This window comes from Streptomyces sp. R35 (assembly GCF_041053035.1).
Lineage (GTDB): Bacteria > Actinomycetota > Actinomycetes > Streptomycetales > Streptomycetaceae > Streptomyces > Streptomyces lutosisoli.
The window spans coordinates 4,805,641-4,826,650 of record NZ_CP163440.1 but is presented as its reverse complement, the minus strand read 5'-3'; the positions used below and the strand labels follow the sequence as shown (position 1 = coordinate 4,826,650).

Annotated in this window: 23 protein-coding genes; all 23 read left to right on the top strand. The window is 72.5% G+C overall.

The genetic code is table 11. The annotated features are described in order from the left end of the window. The first annotated feature begins 7 nt into the window (after window positions 1-7). Window positions 8-1,081, top strand: a complete 1,074-nt coding sequence (locus AB5J50_RS21995) for an acyl-CoA dehydrogenase family protein (RefSeq protein ID WP_369260122.1) — start codon at window positions 8-10, stop codon at window positions 1,079-1,081. A gap of 32 nt (window positions 1,082-1,113) precedes the next feature. Continuing rightward, window positions 1,114-1,698, top strand: a complete 585-nt coding sequence (locus AB5J50_RS21990) for an NAD(P)H-dependent oxidoreductase (RefSeq protein WP_327429449.1) — start codon at window positions 1,114-1,116, stop codon at window positions 1,696-1,698. A 26-nt stretch (window positions 1,699-1,724) separates the two neighbouring features. Next, entirely contained in the window at window positions 1,725-3,032 is a 1,308-nt protein-coding gene (locus AB5J50_RS21985) for an activator-dependent family glycosyltransferase (protein ID WP_369260121.1), read from the top strand. 28 nt (window positions 3,033-3,060) lie between these two features. Continuing rightward, a complete protein-coding gene (locus AB5J50_RS21980; RefSeq protein WP_369260120.1) occupies window positions 3,061-3,720 on the top strand; it encodes a TetR/AcrR family transcriptional regulator C-terminal domain-containing protein in 660 nt (219 codons plus the stop codon). Between the two features lie 70 nt (window positions 3,721-3,790). Then, window positions 3,791-4,120, top strand: a complete 330-nt coding sequence (locus tag AB5J50_RS21975) for a TcmI family type II polyketide cyclase (protein WP_327429446.1) — start codon at window positions 3,791-3,793, stop codon at window positions 4,118-4,120. A gap of 37 nt (window positions 4,121-4,157) precedes the next feature. Next, the gene (locus AB5J50_RS21970; protein ID WP_327429445.1) at window positions 4,158-5,426 is read left to right on the top strand and encodes a beta-ketoacyl-[acyl-carrier-protein] synthase family protein; all 1,269 of its coding nucleotides are present in this window, start codon (window positions 4,158-4,160) and stop codon (window positions 5,424-5,426) included. Continuing rightward, a complete protein-coding gene (locus AB5J50_RS21965) occupies window positions 5,423-6,640 on the top strand; it encodes a ketosynthase chain-length factor (RefSeq protein WP_369260119.1) in 1,218 nt (405 codons plus the stop codon). Before AB5J50_RS21970 ends, AB5J50_RS21965 begins: the two co-directional genes overlap by 4 nt. Window positions 6,641-6,760: 120 nt before the next feature. Beyond that, a complete protein-coding gene (locus AB5J50_RS21960; protein ID WP_330305228.1) occupies window positions 6,761-7,030 on the top strand; it encodes an acyl carrier protein in 270 nt (89 codons plus the stop codon). Between the two features lie 153 nt (window positions 7,031-7,183). Then, window positions 7,184-7,969, top strand: coding sequence for a 3-oxoacyl-ACP reductase FabG (gene fabG / locus AB5J50_RS21955; RefSeq protein WP_327429442.1), 786 nt, complete (start codon window positions 7,184-7,186; stop codon window positions 7,967-7,969). Window positions 7,970-8,004: 35 nt separating this feature from the next. Further along, window positions 8,005-8,940, top strand: coding sequence for an aromatase/cyclase (locus AB5J50_RS21950; RefSeq protein ID WP_369260118.1), 936 nt, complete (start codon window positions 8,005-8,007; stop codon window positions 8,938-8,940). Window positions 8,941-8,942: 2 nt separating this feature from the next. Beyond that, window positions 8,943-11,249 (top strand): SDR family oxidoreductase, encoded by a 2,307-nt coding sequence (locus AB5J50_RS21945; RefSeq protein WP_369260117.1) that lies wholly within the window; start codon window positions 8,943-8,945, stop codon window positions 11,247-11,249. 223 nt (window positions 11,250-11,472) lie between these two features. Continuing rightward, window positions 11,473-11,832 (top strand): acyl carrier protein, encoded by a 360-nt coding sequence (locus AB5J50_RS21940; protein WP_369260116.1) that lies wholly within the window; start codon window positions 11,473-11,475, stop codon window positions 11,830-11,832. Further along, entirely contained in the window at window positions 11,829-12,710 is an 882-nt protein-coding gene (locus AB5J50_RS21935) for a 4'-phosphopantetheinyl transferase superfamily protein (RefSeq protein WP_369260115.1), read from the top strand. Before AB5J50_RS21940 ends, AB5J50_RS21935 begins: the two co-directional genes overlap by 4 nt. Further along, on the top strand, window positions 12,707-13,663 hold the full coding sequence (locus tag AB5J50_RS21930; protein WP_369260114.1) for an ACP S-malonyltransferase: 957 nt from the start codon (window positions 12,707-12,709) through the stop codon (window positions 13,661-13,663). The genes AB5J50_RS21935 and AB5J50_RS21930 overlap by 4 nt, the downstream gene beginning before the upstream one ends. A gap of 17 nt (window positions 13,664-13,680) precedes the next feature. Further along, window positions 13,681-15,246 carry an acyl-CoA carboxylase subunit beta gene (locus AB5J50_RS21925; RefSeq protein WP_369260113.1) on the top strand — a complete coding sequence of 522 codons (1,566 nt, stop codon included), beginning with the start codon at window positions 13,681-13,683 and terminating at the stop codon, window positions 15,244-15,246. A gap of 20 nt (window positions 15,247-15,266) precedes the next feature. Continuing rightward, entirely contained in the window at window positions 15,267-15,524 is a 258-nt protein-coding gene (locus tag AB5J50_RS21920; RefSeq protein ID WP_327429435.1) for an acyl-CoA carboxylase epsilon subunit, read from the top strand. A gap of 103 nt (window positions 15,525-15,627) precedes the next feature. Then, window positions 15,628-16,203 carry a nuclear transport factor 2 family protein gene (locus AB5J50_RS21915; RefSeq protein ID WP_327429434.1) on the top strand — a complete coding sequence of 192 codons (576 nt, stop codon included), beginning with the start codon at window positions 15,628-15,630 and terminating at the stop codon, window positions 16,201-16,203. Window positions 16,204-16,219: 16 nt separating this feature from the next. Further along, window positions 16,220-17,152 (top strand): alpha/beta hydrolase family protein, encoded by a 933-nt coding sequence (locus AB5J50_RS21910; RefSeq protein ID WP_369265476.1) that lies wholly within the window; start codon window positions 16,220-16,222, stop codon window positions 17,150-17,152. 48 nt (window positions 17,153-17,200) lie between these two features. After that, entirely contained in the window at window positions 17,201-17,719 is a 519-nt protein-coding gene (locus AB5J50_RS21905) for a nuclear transport factor 2 family protein (protein WP_369260112.1), read from the top strand. Continuing rightward, window positions 17,716-17,859, top strand: a complete 144-nt coding sequence (locus AB5J50_RS21900; RefSeq protein WP_369260111.1) for a hypothetical protein — start codon at window positions 17,716-17,718, stop codon at window positions 17,857-17,859. The genes AB5J50_RS21905 and AB5J50_RS21900 overlap by 4 nt, the downstream gene beginning before the upstream one ends. 164 nt (window positions 17,860-18,023) lie before the next feature. Next, window positions 18,024-19,091 carry a glucose-1-phosphate thymidylyltransferase gene (locus AB5J50_RS21895; RefSeq protein ID WP_369260110.1) on the top strand — a complete coding sequence of 356 codons (1,068 nt, stop codon included), beginning with the start codon at window positions 18,024-18,026 and terminating at the stop codon, window positions 19,089-19,091. Beyond that, entirely contained in the window at window positions 19,088-20,077 is a 990-nt protein-coding gene (gene rfbB / locus AB5J50_RS21890) for a dTDP-glucose 4,6-dehydratase (RefSeq protein WP_327429430.1), read from the top strand. Before AB5J50_RS21895 ends, rfbB begins: the two co-directional genes overlap by 4 nt. Next, a complete protein-coding gene (locus tag AB5J50_RS21885) occupies window positions 20,074-21,003 on the top strand; it encodes an NAD-dependent epimerase/dehydratase family protein (protein WP_369260109.1) in 930 nt (309 codons plus the stop codon). The genes rfbB and AB5J50_RS21885 overlap by 4 nt, the downstream gene beginning before the upstream one ends. Window positions 21,004-21,010 lie beyond the last annotated feature (7 nt).

Genomic DNA, 21,010 nt, shown 5'->3' with positions numbered 1-21,010 from the left:
TGGCCCGATGCCCGATCTGACCGGCCTGTTGTCCGCGGCCGAGACCGCCGCCGAGGTCGCGGCCCGCCACGCGGCCACGGCCGACACCGACCGCAGACTCTCCGACGAGGTGGTCGAGACACTGATCACCGCCGGGTTCGCCCGCCGTTTCGTGCCCGAGCACCTCGGCGGCGCACCCGTCGGCTTCACCGAGCTCATGGAGTCGGTGGCCACGGTCGCCGAGGGCTGCGCCTCCGCCGGATGGGTCGCTTCGCTGATGGCGCAGGGCGCCCGCATCTCCGGCTATCTGCCCGCGGAGGGCCAGGCCGAGGTGTGGGCGAAGGGACCCGACACCCTGGTGGTCGTCGGGTTCGTCTCCCAGGGCAGCGTGCGAGCGGTGGACGGCGGCTGGGTCCTGTCGGGCGACTGGCCCTACGTCAGCGGGATCGAGTTCTCCGAATGGGCGCTCCTGCTGGCCGACGACGGGGACGGCGCGCGTTTCTTCGCCGTGCCCCGCCCCGACTACGGCATCACCGAGTCGTGGTTCACGCTCGGCATGCGGGCCACCGGCAGCCACTCGCTGACCCTCGACGAGGTCTTCGTCCCGGCCCACCGGTCCTTCCCCCGCGACGAGATGTTCCTCGGCCGGCCCGCCGTGTCCCGCGAACCGTTCCACACCGCACCGCTGTTCGCGGTGAACGGGCTGACCTTCGGCTCGCCCGTCCTCGGCGCTGCCCGCGGCGCCCTGAAGCTCGCCGCTCGCACCCTGCCGGCCCGTGACGCCGCCCGGACCGGCTTCGCCCGCGCGGCCGGTGAGATCGAGGCGGCGACCCTGCTGCTCACCCGGGTGGCCGAGAACGCCGACCTGGGGCTGTACGACGAGGACCGGCTGCGGCGCGCCTCCCTCGACAGTGCCCTCGCGGTGGACCTGCTGGCCGGTGCGGTCGAGCGGGTGTTCGCCGAGGCCGGCACCCGGGGCCAGCGCGAGACGCAGCCGCTGAACCGGGTCTGGCGCGACGTCCGCGTCGCCGCCGGCCACGGGGCGCTGCGGTTCGAGCCCGCCGCGATGCGGTTCACCGAGCCGCTGCTCAGCGCCTCATGACCGCTCCCGTCCACTCCCGAAAGGTGTCCGCCATGCCCACCAGGCCCTTGCGCCTCGCGGTGCTCACCACCTGCGGCAACGACAGCAGGTCCGGTCCCCTGGTCGCCCAGTGGTTCGTCCGCGAGGCCGAGCAGTACGGCGACTTCGCGGTCGACGTGATCGACCTGGCCACGGCCGAACTGCCCGTCATGATCACCCGGCCGCCGAACGAGGAGGCGGAACGGCAGCTGTCGTCCGTCACCCCGCGGCTGGCCGCCGCCGACGCGTTCGTCGTCGTGACCCCCGAGTACAACCGCGCCTACCCGGCCGTCCTCAAGAGCGCGATCGACTGGCACGTCGCCGAGTGGCGCGCCAAGCCGATCGGCTTCGTGTCCTACGGCGGGCGGTCCGGAGGCCTGCGCGCGATCGAGCAGCTGCACCCGGTCTTCGCCGAGCTGCACGCCGTCACGCTGCGGGACTCGGTCAGCTTCATGGACGTATGGGACCAGTTCGGTCCCGACGGACTGCCCAAGGACGGCCCCGGCTGCAGCGGAGCGGCCAAGGTCATGCTCGACCAGCTGCAGTGGTGGGCGGCCTCGCTCCACGACGCCCGGCTGAGCCGCCCCTACCGGGTCTGAACCCCTCACACCACGGAGACCAACCGATGCGCGTCCTGATCACGACCATGCCCGCGCCCACCCATCTCACCCCGAACGTGCCGCTCGCCTGGGCGCTGCACAACGCCGGGCACGAGGTGCGGGTGGTGAGCCACCCCAGCATGGTCGAGCACATCACCTCGGCCGGGCTGACCGCGGTACCGGCCGGCGAGAACGTGAACATCCCGGCCGCCGTCCAGGCCACCGCCCAGGACGAGCGGCTGGAGCGGATCACCGAGGCCCTCGGTCTCGGCACGGGCCCCGACGACGCCGACAAGCGCGGCCACATCCGCAACTTCGTGCTCGCGGCCTTCACCCTCTACTACTCCCAGGAGGCGGTCGGCGCCGGCGGCCGGGCCTTCACCGACGACCTCATCGCCCACGCCCGCGCCTGGCAGCCCGACCTGGTGCTGTGGGACCCGCTCGTGCTGGCGTCGCCGATCGCGGCCCGCGCCTGCGGGGCCGCGCACGCCCGGGTGCTGTGGGGCCTGGACCGCACGGGCTGGCTGCGCCGGCGGTTCCTGGACCAGCTGGCCGACCCGGCGTCGGGCCTGGACGAGGACCTCATCCGGCAGGTGATGCAGCCGACGCTCGACCGCCTCGGGCACGAGTTCGACGAGGAGCTCCTGACGGGGCAGTGGACCATCGACCTCATGCCGCCCCGGCTGGCGGCGGCCGAGGCGACCGGCCTGCGCACCATCCATCTGCGCCGGGTGCCCTACGCCGGTCCGGCCACCGTGCCCGACTGGCTGAGCACCCCGCCCGAGCGCCCCCGGATCTGCCTGACCCTGGGCGCCAGCGGGCGCACGTTCTTCCAGGAGAACCACGGCATCTCGATCGCCGCGCTGCTGGAGATGCTCGGCGACCTCGACGTCGAGGTCGTCGCCACCTTCAACTCCGTACAGCTCGACAAGGCCGGCACGGTGCCCGCCAACGTCCGTACGGTCGACTACATCCCGCTCGGCCAGCTGCTGCCGACCTGCTCGGCGATCATCCACCACGGCGGCGGCGGCACCTACGCGGCCGCGGCCGCGCACAAGGTCCCGCAGATCGTCATCCCCAAGCACTTCGGCGACTTCCTGGACAACGCCCGGTACGTCGCCGAGCGCGGCGCGGGTGTCCTGGTGGACCGCGAGACGACCACCATGGACGAGCTGAAGAAGCAGATCCTCCAGGTCCTCACCGAGCCGTCGTTCCAGGACGGTGCCGCCGACCTGTACGAGGAGGCGCTCGGCACGCCGGGCCCCAACGAGATCGTCCCGGTTCTGGAGCGGCTCGCCCGCGAACACCGGTCCCGGACCGCGCCCGTCGCGTGATCCACACGTCCTATCGAAGGAGCACCGCATGGCTACGCCCGAAGCAACCCTCGTACGTGCCCAGGCCGGTCCCGCGGAGGACCGGCGCGCACTCGTGGACGCGGCCCGCGCCGTCTTCGCCCGCGAGGGCTGGATCCACACCACCCTGGAGGCCGTCGCGGCGCAGGCCGGTCTCGACACCGAGGACGTGGGCCACTACTTCAAGGACAAGGAACAGCTGCTGCTGTCCGTCCTCCTGGACAGTGCCGCCTCGCTGTCGGCCGCGCTGACGGTCATCGCGGAGAGCCACCTGGCGGAGATCACCGACCTGGAGCGGGACCTGGTGGCGCTGGGCCGGGACTGGCTGACACCGCTGGCCACGTTCCCCGAGCACTTCGCCATCGTGCGCCATCTCCAGGCCGAGGCGGCCCGGCTGCCGGCCGGTCTGCTGGAGATGTGGCAGACCGCCGGGCCCCGGCAGGCCCAGCGGGAGCTGGCCCGCCGCTTCCAGCGCGTCGCCGACCAGGGACTGCTCGACATCGCCGACGCCGACTGTGCCGCGGGCCGCTTCATCCAGCTCGTCGCCGGCGGTGCGGTCACGCGCTCCTTCTACGGCGCCGTTCCGCTCGCGGAGTACGAGACGGAGCAGCTCATCAGCACCGGCGTCGAGGACTTCATCCGCCTCTACCGCCCTTACGCGGGCCGCTGACCGGCCCCCCATGACGCCCGCACACCCAGCCCGGACGACTGACAACGGACGAGAACGGAAGAGAGAAGACATGCACAGCACCCTCATCGTGGCGCGCATGGACCTGGCGTCCAGCGCCGAAGTGGGCCGCCTGTTCGCCGAGTTCGACCGGACGGACATGCCGCACCGCATGGGCACCCGCCGCCGCCAGCTGTTCGCGTACAACGGCCTGTACTTCCACCTTCAGGACTTCGACACCGACAACGGCGGCGAGCTGATCGAGGAAGCCAAGACCGATCCCCGGTTCGTCGGGATCAGCCAGGACCTCAAGCCGTTCATCGAGGCCTACGACCCGGAGACCTGGCGGTCCCCGAAGGACGCCATGGCCACCCGCTTCTACAACTGGTCGGCCGCTCAGTGATGCCGCCGACGACCGACACGAAGGGAGGCCACGTCCAGTGAGCCGTCGCGTTGTCATCACCGGGGTCGGCGTGCTGGCGCCGGGCGGTATCGGTGCCAAGAACTTCTGGAGTCTGCTCAGCGAGGGGCGCACGGCGACGAGGGGCATCACCTTCTTCGACCCCTCCTCGTTCCGCTCGCAGGTCGCGGCGGAGGCCGACTTCGACCCCGAGCTGCACGGGCTCACCCCGCAGGAGATACGCCGGATGGACCGGGCGGCCCAGTTCGGTGTCGTCGCCGCCCGGGAGGCGCTGGCCGACAGCGGCCTGGCCCTGGCCGGCTTCGACCCGCACCGCACCGGCGTCACCATCGGCAGCGCCGTCGGCGCGACCACCGGACTCGACGAGGAGTACCGGGTCGTCAGCGACGACGGCCGGCTCGACCTGGTCGACCACACCTACGCGCCCCAGCACCTCTACAACTACTTCGTGCCCAGCTCCTTCTCGGCCGAGGTGGCCTGGGCGGTCGGCGCCGAGGGCCCGGCCACCGTGGTGTCCACCGGCTGCACCTCCGGTCTCGACTCCGTCGGCCACGCCGTCGAGCTGATCCGTGAGGGCAGCGCCGACGTCATGATCACCGGCGCCACCGACGCCCCGATCTCGCCGATCACGATGGCGTGCTTCGACGCGATCAAGGCGACCACGCCGCGCAACGACGACCCCGAGCACGCCTCGCGCCCCTTCGACAGCACCCGCAACGGGTTCGTCCTCGGTGAGGGTGCGGCCGTGTTCGTGCTGGAGGAGCTGGAGAGCGCCAGGAAGCGCGGCGCCCACATCTACGCCGAGATCGCCGGGTACGCCTCCCGCTGCAACGCCTTCCACATGACGGGTCTGCGGCCCGACGGCCGGGAGATGGCCGAGGCGATCCGGGTGGCGCTGGGAGAGGCGCGGATGAACCCCGAGTCCATCGACTACATCAACGCCCATGGCTCGGGCACCAAGCAGAACGACCGCCACGAGACGGCGGCGTTCAAGCTCAGCCTCGGCGACCACGCGTACCGCACGCCGGTCAGCTCGATCAAGTCGATGGTCGGGCACTCGCTCGGCGCGATCGGCTCGATCGAGATCGCCGCGTCGGTGCTGGCGATGGAGAACAACGTGGTGCCGCCCACCGCGAACCTGCACACCCCCGACCCGGAGTGCGACCTCGACTACGTCCCGCTCACCGCGCGCGAGCACCGCACCGACGCGGTGCTGACGGTCGGCAGCGGCTTCGGCGGGTTCCAGAGCGCGATGGTGCTGGCCCGTCCGGAAAGGAGTGCGGCATGACCGCCAAGGCAGTGATCACCGGCATCGGCGTCGCCACCGCCAACGGGCTCGGTGTGGACGACTTCTGGGCCGCGACCCGCGTCGGCAAGAACGCGATCGGTCCCGTCACCCGCTTCGACGCGTCCTCCTACCCGGCGCGCCTTGCGGGGGAGATCAACGGCTTCGCGGCCGAGGAGCACCTGCCCAGCCGGCTGCTCCCGCAGACCGACCGGATGACCCGGCTCGCGCTGGTCGCCGCGGACTGCGCCTTCGAGGACGCCGACGTACGGCCCGGGGACATCCCCGAGTTCGACATGGGCGTGGTCACCGCGTCGACGTCCGGCGGCTTCGAGTTCGGCCAGAACGAGCTGAAGAAGCTGTGGAGCCAGGGCAGTCAGTACGTGAGCGCGTACCAGTCCTTCGCCTGGTTCTACGCGGTCAACAGCGGCCAGATCTCCATCCGCAACGGGATGCGGGGCCCCAGCGGTGTCGTCGTCAGCGACCACGCGGGCGGCCTCGACGCGATCGCGCAGGCGCGGCGGCAGATCCGCAAGGGCAGCAAGCTGATCTTCTCCGGCGGCTTCGACGCCTCGATCTGCCCCTGGGGCTGGGTCGCGCAGATCGCCGGCGGCCGGCTGTCCACCCGCAGCGACCCCGAGCGCGCGTACCTCCCGTTCGACGCGGACGCCAACGGCTATGTGCCGGGCGAGGGCGGGGCGCTGCTCATCCTGGAGAACGAGCAGACCGCCCGCGAGCGCGGTGCCCGCACCATCTATGGCGAGATCGCGGGCTACGGCGCCACGTTCGACCCGAAGCCGGGCAGCGACCGCGAGCCGGCGCTGCGCCGCGCCATCGAGGTGGCGCTGGCCGACGCCGGTGTGGCGGCCGAGGACGTGGACGTCGTCTTCGCCGACGGCGCCGGCACACCCGACCTGGACCGTGCCGAAGTGGACGCGATCACCGCGGTCTTCGGCCCCGGCGGGGTCCCGGTCACCGCGCCGAAGACGATGATCGGGCGGCTCTACTCCGGTGCCGCCCCGGTCGACGTGGTCTCCGCGGTGCTGTCCATCCGCGAGGGCATCATCCCGCCCACCACCAACGTGGAGTGCGCGCCCGCCTACGACATCGACCTGGTCGTCGGACAGCCGCGTCCCGCTTCGGTGCGCACGGCACTCGTCCTCGCCCGCGGTTACGGCGGCTTCAACTCCGCCGTGGTCGTCCGCGAGACCGACTGACCTCCGGCCGCCCGCCGGCCGGACGCCCCCTCTACCGAAGTGCCCGTCGCCACCCGGCGGCGGGCACTCGTCATGCAGCACATCGGAGCGCCCATCGGCGCGAGAAAGGCAGGCACATCCATGTCCGAGCGGACGTTCACCATCGAGGACCTCAAGCGCATCCTCCTGGAGGGTGCCGGTGCCGAGGAGGGTGTGGACCTCGACGGCGACATCCTCGACACGGAGTTCGAGGAGCTGGGCTACGAGTCACTGGCTCTGCTGGAGACCGGCGGCCGAATAGAGCGCGAGTACGGCATATCGCTGGACGACGACGTCTTCACCGACAACCGCACCCCGCGGACGCTCGTCACCGCCATCAACACGCAGCTCGAAGCCCTCGTCGCTCCCTGACGCCCCCGGCCCCCGGGCCTTCCGGCCCCCTCCCCGCGCGGCCGCCGTGTCCCCCGCACGGCGGCCGCGTCCCTTTTCCTCCCAGCAGTTCCCCCTCCGTCCCTCACGCCTTCACGCCATTCACGCCTTCACGAGCCTTTGGAGAAGTCACCCATGTCGCAGCAGGACAAGCGGGTCGCCCTGGTCACCGGCGCCACCAGCGGGATCGGCCTCGCCGCCGCCCGCCTCCTGGCCACCCAGGGCCACCAGGTGTTCATCGGCGCGCGCGACGCCGAGAACGTCGCCGAGACCGTCAAGCAGCTCCAGGACGAAGGCCTGGACGTCGACGGCACCACCCTCGACGTGCGCTCCGAGGACAGCGTCCTGGCCTTCGTGCAGGCCGCCGTCGACCGCTTCGGCACCGTCGACGTCCTGGTCAACAACGCGGGCCGCAGCGGCGGCGGCGTCACCGCCGACATCCCCGCCGAGCTGTGGCACGACGTCATCGACACCAACCTCAACAGCGTCTTCCGCATGACCCAGGAAGTCCTCAACACCGGCGGCATGCGCCACAAGAGCCGCGGCCGCATCATCAACATCGCCTCCACCGCGGGCAAGCAGGGTGTGGTGCTCGGCGCCCCGTACTCGGCGTCCAAGCACGGCGTCGTCGGCTTCACCAAGGCCCTCGGCAACGAGCTCGCCCCGACCGGCATCACCGTCAACGCGGTCTGCCCCGGCTACGTCGAGACGCCCATGGCCCAGCGCGTCCGCCAGGGCTACGCCGCCGCCTACGACAGCACCGAGGAGCAGATCCTCGCCAAGTTCCAGTCGAAGATCCCGCTCGGCCGCTACTCGACGCCGGAGGAGGTCGCCGGCCTCGTCGGCTACCTGGCCTCCGACACCGCCGCCTCCATCACCGCGCAGGCCCTGAACGTCTGCGGCGGCCTCGGCAACTTCTGATCCCCGACCCACCCCCTGCCCAAGGAGAGTTCACGATGACCACCCGTGAGGTCGAGCACGAGATCACCGTCTCGGCGCCGGCCGAGGCCGTCTACCGTCTCATCGCCGAGGTGCGCAACTGGCCGCGGATCTTCCCGCCCACCATCTACGTCGACCAGGGCGAAGAGGACGGGAACACCGAGCGCATCCGCATCTGGGCCACCGCCAACGGCGAGGCCAAGAACTGGACCTCGCGCCGCGTCCTGGACCCGCAGAAGCTGCGCATCGAGTTCCGCCAGGAGGTCAGCACCCCGCCGGTCGCGGCGATGGGCGGCACCTGGATCATCGAGCCCGTCTCGGCGACCGAGTCCCGGGTGCGGCTGCTGCACGACTACCGCGCCGTCGACGACGACCCCAAGGGCCTGGAGTGGATCGACGAGGCCGTCGACCGCAACTCCCGCTCCGAGCTCGCCGCCCTGAAGACGAACGTCGAACTCGCCCACGCCGCCGAGGACCTGACCTTCTCCTTCGAGGACACCGTGCCGGTCGCCGGCTCCGCCAAGGACGTCTACGACTTCATCAACGACGCCCACCTGTGGTCCGAGCGGCTGCCGCACGTGGCGACCGTACGGCTGGAGGAGGACACCCCCGGCCTGCAGTCGCTGGAGATGGACACCCGCGCGAAGGACGGCTCGACGCACACCACCAAGTCGTACCGGGTGACCTTCCCGCACCAGAAGATCGCCTACAAGCAGGTCACGCTGCCCGCGCTGATGACCCTGCACACCGGCTACTGGACGTTCGCCGACACGGCCGACGGCGTCACCGCCTCCTCGCAGCACACCGTCACCATCAACACCGAGAACATCGCGAAGATCCTCGGTGAAGACGCCACCGTCGAGGACGCGAAGACGTTCGTACGGGACGCCCTGAGCACCAACAGCCGCGCGACCCTCGGCCACGCCAAGGACTACGCGGAAGCCAGGGCCTGACGATGGCTCAGGACTGCATCACCACACAGGTGATCGTGGTCGGCGCGGGTCCGGTCGGGCTGATGCTCGCCGGTGAGCTGCGGCTCGGCGGCGCGGACGTCGTGGTCCTGGAGCAGCTCGACGCGCCGACCACGGAGTCCCGGGCGTCCACCCTGCACGCCCGCACCATGGAGATCCTCGACGGCCGGGGCCTGCTGGACCCGCTGGGCGAGATCCCGGACGAGCCGCGCGGCCACTTCGGCGGCCTCCCGCTCGACCTCACCCTGCCCAGCCCGTATCCCGGCCAGTGGAAGGTCCCGCAGACCCGGCTGGAGGAACTGCTCGGGGAGTGGGCCGCCCGCCTCGGCGCCGAGGTGCGGCGCGGCCACCGGCTGACCGGTGTCACGGTCACCGACGAAGGCGTCGACGCCGAGGTGCGCGGCCCGGACGGGCGGACGGCGCTCTTCCGGGCCGCGTACCTGGTGGGCTGCGACGGCGAGGACAGCGCCGTGCGACGCCTCGGCGGCTTCGCGTTCCCCGGCACCGACGCCGCACGCGAGCTGCTGCGCGCCGACGTGGCCGGCATCGACATACCCAACCGGCGGTTCGAGCGGCTCCCCGCCGGACTCGCCATCGCGGCCCGGCGTCCCGACGGCGTGACCCGGGTGATGGTGCACGAGTTCGGCGCCCGGCCGCGCCCCGGGCAGCCGGAGTTCACCGATGTCGTGGACGCGTGGAAGCGGGTCACCGGCGAGGACATCGGCGGCGGCACACCGCTGTGGGTGAACTCCTTCGGCGACGCCTCGCGGCAGGCCACCGCCTACCGCAGCGGACCCCTGCTGCTGGCCGGCGATGCCGCCCACCGGCAGATGCCGATCGGCGGCCAGGCCCTCAACCTGGGGCTCCAGGACGCCGTCAACCTCGGCTGGAAGCTGGCCGCCCGGGTCACCGGGCGCGCCCCCGAGGACCTGCTGGACAGCTACCACGCAGAACGGCACCCGGTCGGCGCCCGGGTCCTGGGCAACATCGCCGCCCAGGCCCGGCTGCTGCTCGGCGGCACCGAGGTGAACGCCCTGCGCGAGGTGCTCGCCGAACTGATCCCGCTGGACCACGTCCGCACCCGGCTGGCCGGCATGATCTCCGGCCTCGACATTGCCTACGACACGGACGCGGGCGACCGTCCCGAGGCCGGGCGCCGGCTGCCGCCCCGCGACGTCACGGTCGACGGCACGCCCGTCGGCACCGCCGAACTGCTGCGCGCCGGGCAGGGCGTGCTCGTCCTGCCGCACGGCGACACCGCGCTGCGCGCCGCCGCCGCGCCCTGGGCGCGGCTGGTGCGCGTCGCGGACGGCGGCCCCGAGGACACCGACGCCCTGCTCGTACGGCCCGACGGCTATGTGGCATGGGCCGGGACCTCGGCACCGGGAGCCACCGGCGCGCTGCGGCGCTGGTTCGGCGAACCGTCCGCCGCCGCGCGCCCCGCGTCCGTACGTCCGGCGGCCACGGCCGCGGTACCGGCGCTGCCGTCCGTGACCGCCACCGCAACCCCGAAGAACTGGAGGACCGACATGCCGAAGCTCAGCGGCAGGACTGCGCTCGTCACGGGATCGAGCCGGGGCATGGGCCGTGCCACGGCCCTGCGCCTGGCCCAGGAGGGTGCGCTCGTCGCCGTCCACTACGCCACCGGCAAGGAAGCGGCCGAGGACGTCGTCGAGCGCATCGAGAAGGACGGCGGCCGCGCCTTCGCGGTACGGGCCGAACTCGGCGTCCCCGGCGACGTCCACGAGCTGTTCCTGGCGCTCGAAGAGGGCCTGCGGGAGCGCACCGGCGGCACCGCCCTCGACATCCTGGTCAACAACGCCGGAGTGATGGGCGGGGTCAAGCCCGAGGACACCACGCCGGAGAAGTTCGACGAGCTGTTCGCGGTGAACGCCAAGGCGCCGTTCTTCCTCGTCCAGCGCGCGCTGAAGAACATGCCGGACGGCGGCCGCATCATCAGCATCTCCTCCGGCCTGACGCGTGTCGCCAACCCGGACGAGATCGCGTACGCGATGACCAAGGGCGCCGTCGAGCAGCTGACCCTGCACTTCGCCAAGTACCTCGGCCCGCGCGGGATCACGGTCAACAGCGTCGCGCCGGGCATCACGCGCAACGACAACCCGGTCTTCGGCATCCCCGAAGCCGTCGAGCAGATGGCGCAGCTGTCGGCCTTCAACCGGGTCGGCGAGCCCGAGGACATCGCCGACGTGGTCGCCTTCCTCGCCTCCGAGGACGCCCGCTGGATCACCGGCTCCTTCGTGGACGCCACCGGCGGCACCCTCCTCGGCTGAGCCGCGCGGCACGCCCGCGCCCCCGGCGTCGGCGCGAGGTCTCCCCCCGCGCCGACGGGCCGGCCGCCCCTTTCACCCCCCGTCGGGGGCGGCCGGCCCCCCTTCGGCTCCTAGGCCCTGTCGTCAAATTCCCGTCTGCCGGGCGTCGCCCGGCCCGCCCTTCGGGCGGACGACGGGAATTCGACGACAGGGCCTAGCCGGACCCTCACTCCAAGGACTTCAGATGACCACCGAAGCGCCAACCGAAGGGACGGCCGCCGCCGAGCCGCCCGACCCCGCCCGTCTCGCGGCACTCACTCCCGAGGAGCGGCGGCAGAGCCTCGACCGGTACGTCCGCGACGAGATCGGCCGGCTCCTGGGCATCGCCGCCGACCGCGTCGACACCACCGGCCGCACCATGTACAGCCTCGGCATCGGGTCGATCGCCGGGCTCGAACTCCAGTGCCGTCTGGAGGCGGCCCTGCACGTCACCGTGGACCTGCAACGACTGCTGCGGGCCAACAGCGCGGCCGAGCTGATCGACTGCCTGGCGGGGCAACTCGGCCCGGACAGCGCCCACCAGCGGTCTGCGGTACCGGCATGACGGCGCCGGCCGCCCCACCGGCGCCGTACGGCACGGCACTGCCGTCGCCGGTGTTCACCGTCTCGTCCGACCGGCTCGACCTGTGGCTGATCCGCAGCCCCGCCGTCGGTGACGTGAGTGCCCTCGACCTGTCCGAACTCGACGACACGGAGCGGTCCAAGGCCGAGGCCTTCCTCCGCCCCGCCGACGGGCTGCTCTACGCGAGCGCCCACATCGGGCTGCGCCGCCTGCTGGGCCGCTACACCGGCCGGCGTCCCGAGGACGTGCGGTTCGGGTGCGAGCCGTGCCCGGGCTGCGGCGGACCGCACGGCCGACCCGTCGTGGCGGACCACCCGCCGCCCCTGCACTTCTCGCTCTCCCACAGCTCCGGCGTAGCCCTGGTGGGCGTCGCCGCCGTACCCGTCGGCGTGGACGTGGAGAAGCTGCCGAGCAAGGAGAGAGCCGACGTCTGCGCGCAGTCGCTGCACCCGGACGAACGCGCCGAACTCGCCGCCGCACAACCGGACGACCGGCAGGGCCGGTTCGGCCGGCTGTGGACCCGCAAGGAGGCCTACCTCAAGGGCCTGGGGACCGGTCTGAGCCGCAGTCTGGCCGCCGACTACCTGGGTCTTCGCGCCGAGAGGCACCCGGCCGGGTGGACGGTGCTCGACCTTCCCTGCTTCCCGACCCACGCGGCCGCGGCCGCCGTACGCCGTCCCGCGCCCGCCGAGGCCCGGGTGCGCTGTGTGCCGGAGCGCTGGCTGGACGCCTCGGACGCCTGGCTGACGGAGGACGCCCCGGAGGCGGTGCGGGTGAACCTCGCCGCAGCGGTTCCGGCTACTTCCGCGGCGGTCCTCCCGGCCCGCCTCACGAACGACGGAAAGGACGCGATCGGATGACCCGTACCGCCTTCGTCTTCTCCGGCCTCGGCCCGTACCGCGTGGGCATGGCGGAGTCCCTGCTCGCGCACCGGCCCGGCCTGGCCGCGACGTACTTCCGCGCGGCCGACGACCTCCTCGGCATCCCGCTGACCCGGCTGTGCCGGGAGGGCCCCGCCCACCACTTCGCCGACCCGGCGGTCGCCCATCCGGCGGCCTTCGTGACCGGCCTCGCGGCCCTGGAGGTGCTGCGCGCCGAGGGCGTGCGGCCCGACATCGTCGCCGGGCACGGCCTGGGCGAGTACACCGCCCTGGTCGCCGCGGGCGTCCTGGAGTGGCCCGACGCGCTGGTGCTGGTGCGGCTGCACGCCGAACTCGTGGCCACGGCCGGCGACCGCGTGCCCGGCGCCATGGCCGCGGTCGAGGGCCTCGACGCGGCCGCGGTGGCACGGCTGTGCGCCGAGTCCACTGCTGCCGGCCGGCTCGTGGAGATCGCCTGCGAGAACGGCCCCGGACACACCGTCGTGTCCGGCAAGGCGGCCGGCGTGGACCGGCTGGCGCGGGCCGCCGAGGCCGCCGGCGCCACCCGCACCGCCCGGCTGCCCGTCGGCGGGCCGTTCCACTCAAGCCTGCTCGGCGACTGTGTGGCGGAGTTCACCGAGGCGCTCGTGGAGACCGAGTTCCACGACCCGAAGGTGCCCGTCGTCTCCAGCGTCACCGCCCGGCCGGTGACCAGCGCGGGCCGGGCCGTCGTGGCCCTGCGCGACCAGCTCACCGCACCCGTGCGGTGGACGGACACCGTGCGGCGGCTCCTGGCCCTGGGCACCAGGCGGTTCGTGGAAGCCGGCCCCGGACCCGTGCTGGACGGCTCGATCCGCCGTCTCGCCCCCGGCGCCGACGTCCAGGTGACCGGCACCGTCCCCGGGCTGCGCCTGGCCCTGGAGGCGGCGGCGCCCGCAGCCATCCCCGTCTGAACCCCGTGGAGGACCACATGCCCGACGCAACCGAGACCATACGGAACCGCATCGACGAGCTGACCGACCGCAAGCGCACCGCGCAGGACGGCCCGAGCCCCGCCGCCACCGAACGCCAGCACGCCAAGGGCAAGCTGACCGCGCACGAGCGGATCGCGCTGCTGCTGGACAAGGGATCGTTCAACGAGGTGGAGTCGCTGCGCCGGCACCGGGCGACCGGCTTCGGCCTGGAGGACAAGAAGCCGTACGGCGACGGCGTCGTCACCGGCTGGGGGACCGTCCACGGCCGCACGGTCTTCGTCTACGCCCATGACTTCCGGGTGTTCGGCGGAGCGCTCGGCGAGGCGCACGCCCAGAAGATCCACAAGATCATGGATCTGGCCGAGGCGGCCGGCGCGCCCCTGGTGTCGCTCAACGACGGCGCCGGCGCCCGCATCCAGGAGGGCGTCACCGCGCTCGCCGGCTACGGCGGCATCTTCCGGCGCAACACCAAGTCCTCGGGCGTCATCCCGCAGATCTCGGTGATGCTCGGCCCGTGCGCGGGCGGCGCCGCCTACTCGCCCGCCCTCACCGACTTCGTCTTCATGGTCCGCGAGACCTCGCAGATGTTCATCACCGGGCCGGACGTCGTCAAGACGGTCACCGGCGAGGAGATCACCCAGAACGGGCTGGGCGGCGCCGATGTGCACGCGAGCACCTCGGGCGTGGCCCACTTCGCGTACGACGACGAGGAGCACTGCCTGGAGGACGTGCGCTACCTGCTGTCGCTGCTGCCCGCCAACAACCGTGAACTGGCGCCCGTCGAGCGGTCGGGCGACCCCGCGGACCGGCTCAACGACCGGCTCCTGGAGCTGGTTCCGACCGAGCCGGGCCAGGCGTACGACATCCGCGCGGTGATCGAGGAGATCGTCGACGACGGCGAGTACTTCGAGGTCCACCCGGCCTGGGCGACCAACATCGTCTGCGCCCTGACCCGGCTCGACGGCCAGGTGGCCGGCATCGTCGCCAACCAGCCCGCCAGCATGGCCGGCGTGCTGGACATCGAGGCGTCCGAGAAGGCCGCCCGGTTCGTGCAGTTCTGCGACGCGTTCAACATTCCGCTGGTCACCCTGGTCGACGTGCCGGGCTTCCTGCCGGGTGTGGACCAGGAGCACAACGGCATCATCCGGCGCGGCGCCAAGCTGCTGTTCGCGTACTGCAACGCGACCGTCCCGCGGATCTCCCTGGTGCTGCGCAAGGCGTACGGCGGCGCCTACATCGTCATGGACTCCCGTTCGATCGGCGCCGACCTGTCCCTAGCCTGGCCCACCAACGAGATCGCGGTGATGGGCGCCGAGGGCGCCGCGAACGTCGTCTTCCGGCGGGAGATCAACGCGGCCGACGACCCGGACGCGGTACGGGCCGAGCGCATCGCCGAGTACAAGTCCGAGCTGATGCACCCCTACTACGCGGCCGAACGCGGACTCGTCGACGACGTCATCGACCCGCGTGAGACCCGCTCGGTGCTGATCCGCTCGCTGGAGATGCTCCGCGCCAAACACGCCGACCTGCCGTCGCGCAAGCACGGCAACCCCCCGCAGTGACCACCGTGAGGACACCGCCCGTGACCATCCCCGCCACCGACCCGGCCGGTGCCGGGCCCGCCGACACCATCCGCGTCGAGCGCGGCGTGCCCACCGACGAGGAACTCGCCGCGCTCGCGCTGGTGCTGATGGCCCGCTCGTGCGGCAGCTCCGGCGAGGAGGAGACACCGCAGCACTGCCCGACCGCCCCCTGGCGGGTGCCCGGCCACCGGGTCGCCCGCAGCTGGCGGGCCGCGCCCGCGCCCGCCGCCCCCGCCGTCGCCGCGCGGCGCCCGTGATGCCGGGCGCGGTCGCCCGGATCACCTGGGCGGCCATCACCCTGGCCGCCCTCCTGGCGGTCGCCGGCCCCAGTCTGTGAAACCGAGTGAGGGAGTGAAAGACGTGACGACCGTGGCACCGCACCACCCCACCCCCGTCCTGACCGGCGCCGCGGCCGCCCAGGACACCACCGCCGCGCACGCGCTGGCCGACGAGGTCGCGGCCCTGCGCCGCGAGGTGCGCGACCTGCGCGACCGCGCCGAGATCAGCGACCTGATCGGCCGTTACACGGTCCTGCTGGACACCCAGGACCAGGACGGCTTCGACGGGACCTGGCCGGCCTCCGTCTTCACCGACGACGTACGGCTGCACTTCCCCATCGGCGTCCACGAAGGCATCCCGGGCGTCGCGGAGTTCCACTACCGGGCCAAGCTGCGGTTCGACCGCACGATCCACCTGAGCTCGAACCACGAGGTCCGGCTGGACGGCGACCGGGCGCGGGTGCGCTGTCACATGCACGCCACCCACGTGCACCACCCCTCGCCGCAGGCGCCGGACCGGATCGGCGCGCTGTTCACGATCGGCGGCCACGGCGAGGGCGAGGCCGTCCGCACCCCCCGGGGCTGGCGGATCCGCGAGTGGGGCTTCCACCTCGCCTGGGCCGACGGACCCGGTCCGGACGGCACACCGGTGCTGTGAGCCGGACGTGAGTGAACTGCTCGCACCCGAACGGCACTCCGCCGTCGCGGCCCCCGCCGCCGCTCACGACATCGTCCTGGACGCCGACGGCGTCCAGCTCTCCGGGCTGCTCGCCGAGCCGGCGGGGCACCCGCCGCGCGCCGTGGTGGTCGCCGTGCACGGCAGCGGAATGCGCGCCGGCTACTTCGACAGCCGGGCCTGCGCGGGGCTGTCGCTGCTGGCCACCGGGGCCGGGCTCGGCTACACCGTGCTGTCCGTGGACCGCCCCGGCTACGGCCTGTCGGCGGACCGGCTGCCGGAGGGGCTACCGCTGGCCGAGCAGGCGCGTGTCCTGCACGCCGCGCTGGCCGCCTTCGCCCGCACCCATTCCGTCGGCGCCGGGTTCTTCGTCGTCGGCCACTCCAACGGCGGCAAACTGGCGCTGGCCACCGCCGCCCACGAGGACGGCACCGAGCTGCTCGGGGTGGACGTCTCCGGGATCGGCACCCGGCTCGCCGTCACCGCCGACCAGCTGCCCGGGCTCGCCGGGCACGGCGACTGGCGGCGGCACTGGGGCGCCCTGCGGCTGTATCCGCCGGACGCCTTCCGGCTCGGCCGCGCGCTGGTGTCGGCCGTTCCCGCCGCCGAGGTGCGCGAGGCACTGGCCTGGCCGCGCGTGTACCCGTCGCTCGCCGCCCGGATCCGGGTCCCGGTCCGGTTCACCTTCGCCGAGCAGGAGCGGTGGTGGCGCTTCGACGAAGCCGCCGTCGCCGAGCTGCGCCGCCCGCTGGCCGCGCCGAAGGTGACGGTCGACCAACTTCCCGACGCCGGCCACAACATCAGCCTCGGCTGGGCGGCCCGCACCTACCACCTGCGGGTCCTGGGCTTCCTGGAGGAGTGCCTGCTGGCCCGCGACGCGGCCCCGCCCGCCCTCCGCACGCCCGACGCGGGCCGCGCCAAGAAGACGTAGCCGAGAAGACGTAGAAGACGACCGAAAAAGACGTGACAAGGAGACCCCATGGCTTCGTTCACCTCGACTCCCGCGGCCGCCCCGCCGCTCCCGGCCGCCGCGGACACCGCGTCGGCCACCCGGCTCGCCGCACTGGAGGAGCGGCTGAGCGCCCTGGAGGACCAGGCCCAACTGACCTCCCTGGTCGACCGGTTCGTCCACGGACTCGACAACCCGGGCCCGTTGACCGAGGCCTGGTACCGCACGCTGCTCACCGAGCAGGTCCGGCTGAACCTGCCCAACGGCACCCACGCGGGCATCACCGGGCTGCCCGAGTTCCTGGCCGCCCCCAAGGCGTTCTTCGCGGGCAACCAGCACTACGCCACCAACTGTGCCGTCGACATCGACGGCGACCACGCCACGGCACACGCCAACCTCCACGCCATACACATCCCGCTCGACGACTCCGCCCCGCTGTTCACCGGCGGCGCCCACTACGACGTACGGGCCGAGCGCACCCCCGGGGGCTGGCGCATCGCGGAGCTGACCGTGAGCGTGCTGTGGACCGCGCAAGGAGTACGCGGATGACCCCCGGCCTCCTGGAGAAACCCAGCCTCCAGGAGGAGGACGGGCACGCGTCGGCCGAACCCGGCACCGAGCGGCCGGCGCTGCTCGCGGGCGAGGAACGCGACGTTCCCGACCGGCACATCTTCCGCGGCACCGACTGAGAACTTTCCGTTTTCTGACGCTCCTTTGAACCACTTGTCACGGAGCGCGGAGGCGAGACGAAAACTCACCGGAATCTGTAGGGATCCGCCTTCCCCCGCGTCCGCCCATCGAAGAAGAATTTTCGGCAACGTCCCCGGAATCGGGGCGAGAGGAAGAATCTGCCATGAAAGCTCTGGTGTTGTCGGGCGGGTCGGGGACCCGTCTGCGGCCCTTCAGCTATTCCATGCCGAAGCAGCTCATCCCGATAGCCAACAAGCCGGTTCTCGAGCACGTTCTGGAGAATGTGCGGAACCTGGGTGTCACCGAGGTCGGGATCATCGTCGGCGACCGTGCGGCGCAGATCAGCGCGGTCATCGGCGACGGCGCCCGGCTCGGGCTGCGCATCACGTACATTCAGCAGGAGGAACCGCTGGGCCTCGCCCACTGTGTCTCGCTGGCCCAGGAATTCCTGGGCGACGACGACTTCGTCATGTACCTCGGCGACAACATGCTGCCGGACGGCGTCGAGGCCATCGCACGGGAATTCGCCGAGCAGCGGCCCGCGGCCCAGATCGTGGTGCACAAGGTGGCCGATCCGCGCGCCTTCGGTGTCGCGGAACTCGGCCAGGACGGCCGCGTCGAACGGCTCGTGGAAAAGCCGGAACATCCGCGCAGCGACCTCGCCCTCGTCGGCGTGTACTTCTTCACGCCCGCCATCCACGAGGCGGTGGCCGCGATCAGCCCCAGCGCCCGCGGCGAGCTGGAGATCACCGACGCCATCCAGTGGCTGGTCACCCGGGGCGACCAGGTCACCGCCAGCACGTACGACGGCTACTGGAAGGACACCGGCCGCGCCGACGACGTCCTGGACTGCAACCGCAAGCTCCTGGACGGGCTGACGCACTCCGTGCGCGGCCAGGTCGACGAGGCCAGCGTCCTGATCGGGCCGGTCGTCGTCGAGGAGGGCGCCCAGGTGATCGGCTCGCACATCGTGGGACCGGCCATCATCGGCGCCGGCACCCTGGTCGAGCACAGCCACATCGGCCCGGACACCTCCATCGGCCGCGACTGCGTGCTGCGCCGCACCCACCTCGACTTCTCCATCGCCCTCGAAGGCGCGACCGTCACCGATGTGCGCGGTCTGCACGGCTCGCTCATCGGCCGCATGGCCATCATCGGCCCCGCCGACGGGCGCACCCCGCACCACCGGCTGGTCGTCGGCGACCACACCACGATCGAGGTCGCGGCATGAGGATCCTGGTCACCGGCGGCGCCGGCTTCATCGGCTCGCACTACGCGCGCACCCTGCTGGACGGCGGATACGACGAGTACGAGGGGTTCGCGGACGCCCGCGTCACCGTCCTGGACAAACTGAGCTACGCGGGCAACCGCGACAACCTCCCGCTCCACCACCCGCGGCTGGACTTCGTCGAGGGCAGCGTCTGCGACCTGCCCCTGCTGCTGGACCTGCTGCCCGGGCACGACGCCGTGGTGCACTTCGCGGCCGAGTCCCATGTGGACCGGTCCCTGGAGTTCGCCGCGGACTTCGTCCGCACCAACGTGGGCGGTACCCAGGCACTGCTGGAGGCCTGCCTGCGCACCGGTGTGCCGCGGGTCGTGCACGTCTCCACCGACGAGGTGTACGGGACGATCGACGAGGGCTCGTGGACCGAGGAGTGGCCGCTGCTGCCCAACTCCCCGTACGCGGCCTCCAAGGCGGCCTCCGACCTGATCGCCCGCTCCTACTGGCGCACCCACGGCGTCGATCTGTCGATCACCCGCTGCTCCAACAACTACGGGCCCCACCAGCACCCCGAGAAGCTCATCCCGCTGTTCGTCACCAACCTCCTGGAGGGCCGTCCGCTGCCGTTGTACGGCGACGGCGCCAATGTGCGGGAGTGGCTGCACGTGGACGACCACTGCCGGGCCATCCAGCTCGTGCTGACCCGGGGCCGGGCCGGCGAGATCTACAACGTGGGCGGCGGCAACGAGCAGACCAACCGCGACATCACCGAGCGGCTGCTGGACCTGTGCGGGGCCGACTGGTCGGCGGTCCGCCCGGTCGCCGACCGGCTGGGACACGACCGGCGCTACTCGCTCGACGAGACCAAGATCCGCACCGAGCTCGGCTACGCGCCGCGCATTCCCTTCGAGCGGGGCCTGGCCGACACCGTCACCTGGTACCGCGACAACCCGCAGTGGTGGAAGGCCGGCAAGGACCGGGCGGGGCAGGCGTGAGGGGCCGCGACGTCGTGGTGCTCGGCGCCACCGGCTTCCTGGGGCGTCATATCGCCGACGCCTTCGAGGCCGCGGGCGACCGGGTGCTGCGGGTGTCGCGGAGCGCGCCACCGGGAGCCGCGGGGCGCCGGGCCGCCCTCGACCTCGCCGCCGCCACGACGGGAGAGCTGGCCGCCTTCCTCGCGGCGCACCGGCCCGACGTGGTGGTGAACGCCGCGGGCACCGTGTGGCAGGCCGACGAGCGGCGGATGCGCGAACTCAATGACGCGTTCGTGCGCCGCCTCGTCGCGGCCCTGTCCCAACTGCCCTGGCCCGTACGGCTGGTCCAGCTCGGCAGCGTGCACGAGTACGGCCCGGCCCCGGCCGGCGTCCCGCTCACCGAGGACCGCGAGCCGGCCCCCACCGGCACCTACGGCCGCACCAAGCTGAGCGGCACCCGGTGGGTGCTCGGCGCCGCACGGGAGGGACTGGACGCGGTCGTCGTCCGCGTGGCCAACGCGTGCGGTCCCGGCGCGCCGCCCGAGAGCCTGCTCGGCAAGGTGGCCGTCGAACTGGCCCGCCAGGCCGACCGTAGGGACCCCGCGGGCGAACTGCGGCTGTCCCCGTTGCGGGCCCGGCGCGACTTCGTCGACGTACGCGACGTGGCCGACGCGGTCGTCGCGGCGGCCGGCGCCGACCGGGGTGCGGCCTCCGGCCGGATCGTCAACGTCGGCCGTGGCGAGGCCGTTCCGGTGCGCCGCCTGGTGGACCGGATGGTCACCCTCAGCGGACTCCCGGTGCGGCTCGTGGAGCAGGAGGCCCCGGACGGGACGCGCGCCGCCCCCGAGTGGCAGCAGACCGACATCGCACTCGCCGGACGCTTGCTGAGCTGGCGGCCCCGGCGCGAGCTGGACGAATCGCTGCGAGACCTGCTCGCAGCCGTGTGAACCCCAT

Bases quoted from the DNA above. Each gene is read 5' to 3' on its own strand.
- fabG (WP_327429442.1), top strand. From the start codon at position 7,184: ATGTCGCAGCAGGACAAGCGGGTCGCCCTGGTCACCGGCGCCACCAGC.
- AB5J50_RS21990 (WP_327429449.1), top strand. From the start codon at position 1,114: ATGCCCACCAGGCCCTTGCGCCTCGCGGTGCTCACCACCTGCGGCAAC.
- AB5J50_RS21925 (WP_369260113.1), top strand. From the start codon at position 13,681: ATGCCCGACGCAACCGAGACCATACGGAACCGCATCGACGAGCTGACC.
- rfbB (WP_327429430.1), top strand. From the start codon at position 19,088: ATGAGGATCCTGGTCACCGGCGGCGCCGGCTTCATCGGCTCGCACTAC.
- AB5J50_RS21985 (WP_369260121.1), top strand. From the start codon at position 1,725: ATGCGCGTCCTGATCACGACCATGCCCGCGCCCACCCATCTCACCCCG.
- AB5J50_RS21975 (WP_327429446.1), top strand. From the start codon at position 3,791: ATGCACAGCACCCTCATCGTGGCGCGCATGGACCTGGCGTCCAGCGCC.
- AB5J50_RS21930 (WP_369260114.1), top strand. From the start codon at position 12,707: ATGACCCGTACCGCCTTCGTCTTCTCCGGCCTCGGCCCGTACCGCGTG.
- AB5J50_RS21980 (WP_369260120.1), top strand. From the start codon at position 3,061: ATGGCTACGCCCGAAGCAACCCTCGTACGTGCCCAGGCCGGTCCCGCG.
- AB5J50_RS21900 (WP_369260111.1), top strand. From the start codon at position 17,716: ATGACCCCCGGCCTCCTGGAGAAACCCAGCCTCCAGGAGGAGGACGGG.
- AB5J50_RS21950 (WP_369260118.1), top strand. From the start codon at position 8,005: ATGACCACCCGTGAGGTCGAGCACGAGATCACCGTCTCGGCGCCGGCC.
- AB5J50_RS21960 (WP_330305228.1), top strand. From the start codon at position 6,761: ATGTCCGAGCGGACGTTCACCATCGAGGACCTCAAGCGCATCCTCCTG.
- AB5J50_RS21945 (WP_369260117.1), top strand. From the start codon at position 8,943: ATGGCTCAGGACTGCATCACCACACAGGTGATCGTGGTCGGCGCGGGT.
- AB5J50_RS21895 (WP_369260110.1), top strand. From the start codon at position 18,024: ATGAAAGCTCTGGTGTTGTCGGGCGGGTCGGGGACCCGTCTGCGGCCC.
- AB5J50_RS21905 (WP_369260112.1), top strand. From the start codon at position 17,201: ATGGCTTCGTTCACCTCGACTCCCGCGGCCGCCCCGCCGCTCCCGGCC.
- AB5J50_RS21965 (WP_369260119.1), top strand. From the start codon at position 5,423: ATGACCGCCAAGGCAGTGATCACCGGCATCGGCGTCGCCACCGCCAAC.
- AB5J50_RS21940 (WP_369260116.1), top strand. From the start codon at position 11,473: ATGACCACCGAAGCGCCAACCGAAGGGACGGCCGCCGCCGAGCCGCCC.
- AB5J50_RS21995 (WP_369260122.1), top strand. From the start codon at position 8: ATGCCCGATCTGACCGGCCTGTTGTCCGCGGCCGAGACCGCCGCCGAG.
- AB5J50_RS21935 (WP_369260115.1), top strand. From the start codon at position 11,829: ATGACGGCGCCGGCCGCCCCACCGGCGCCGTACGGCACGGCACTGCCG.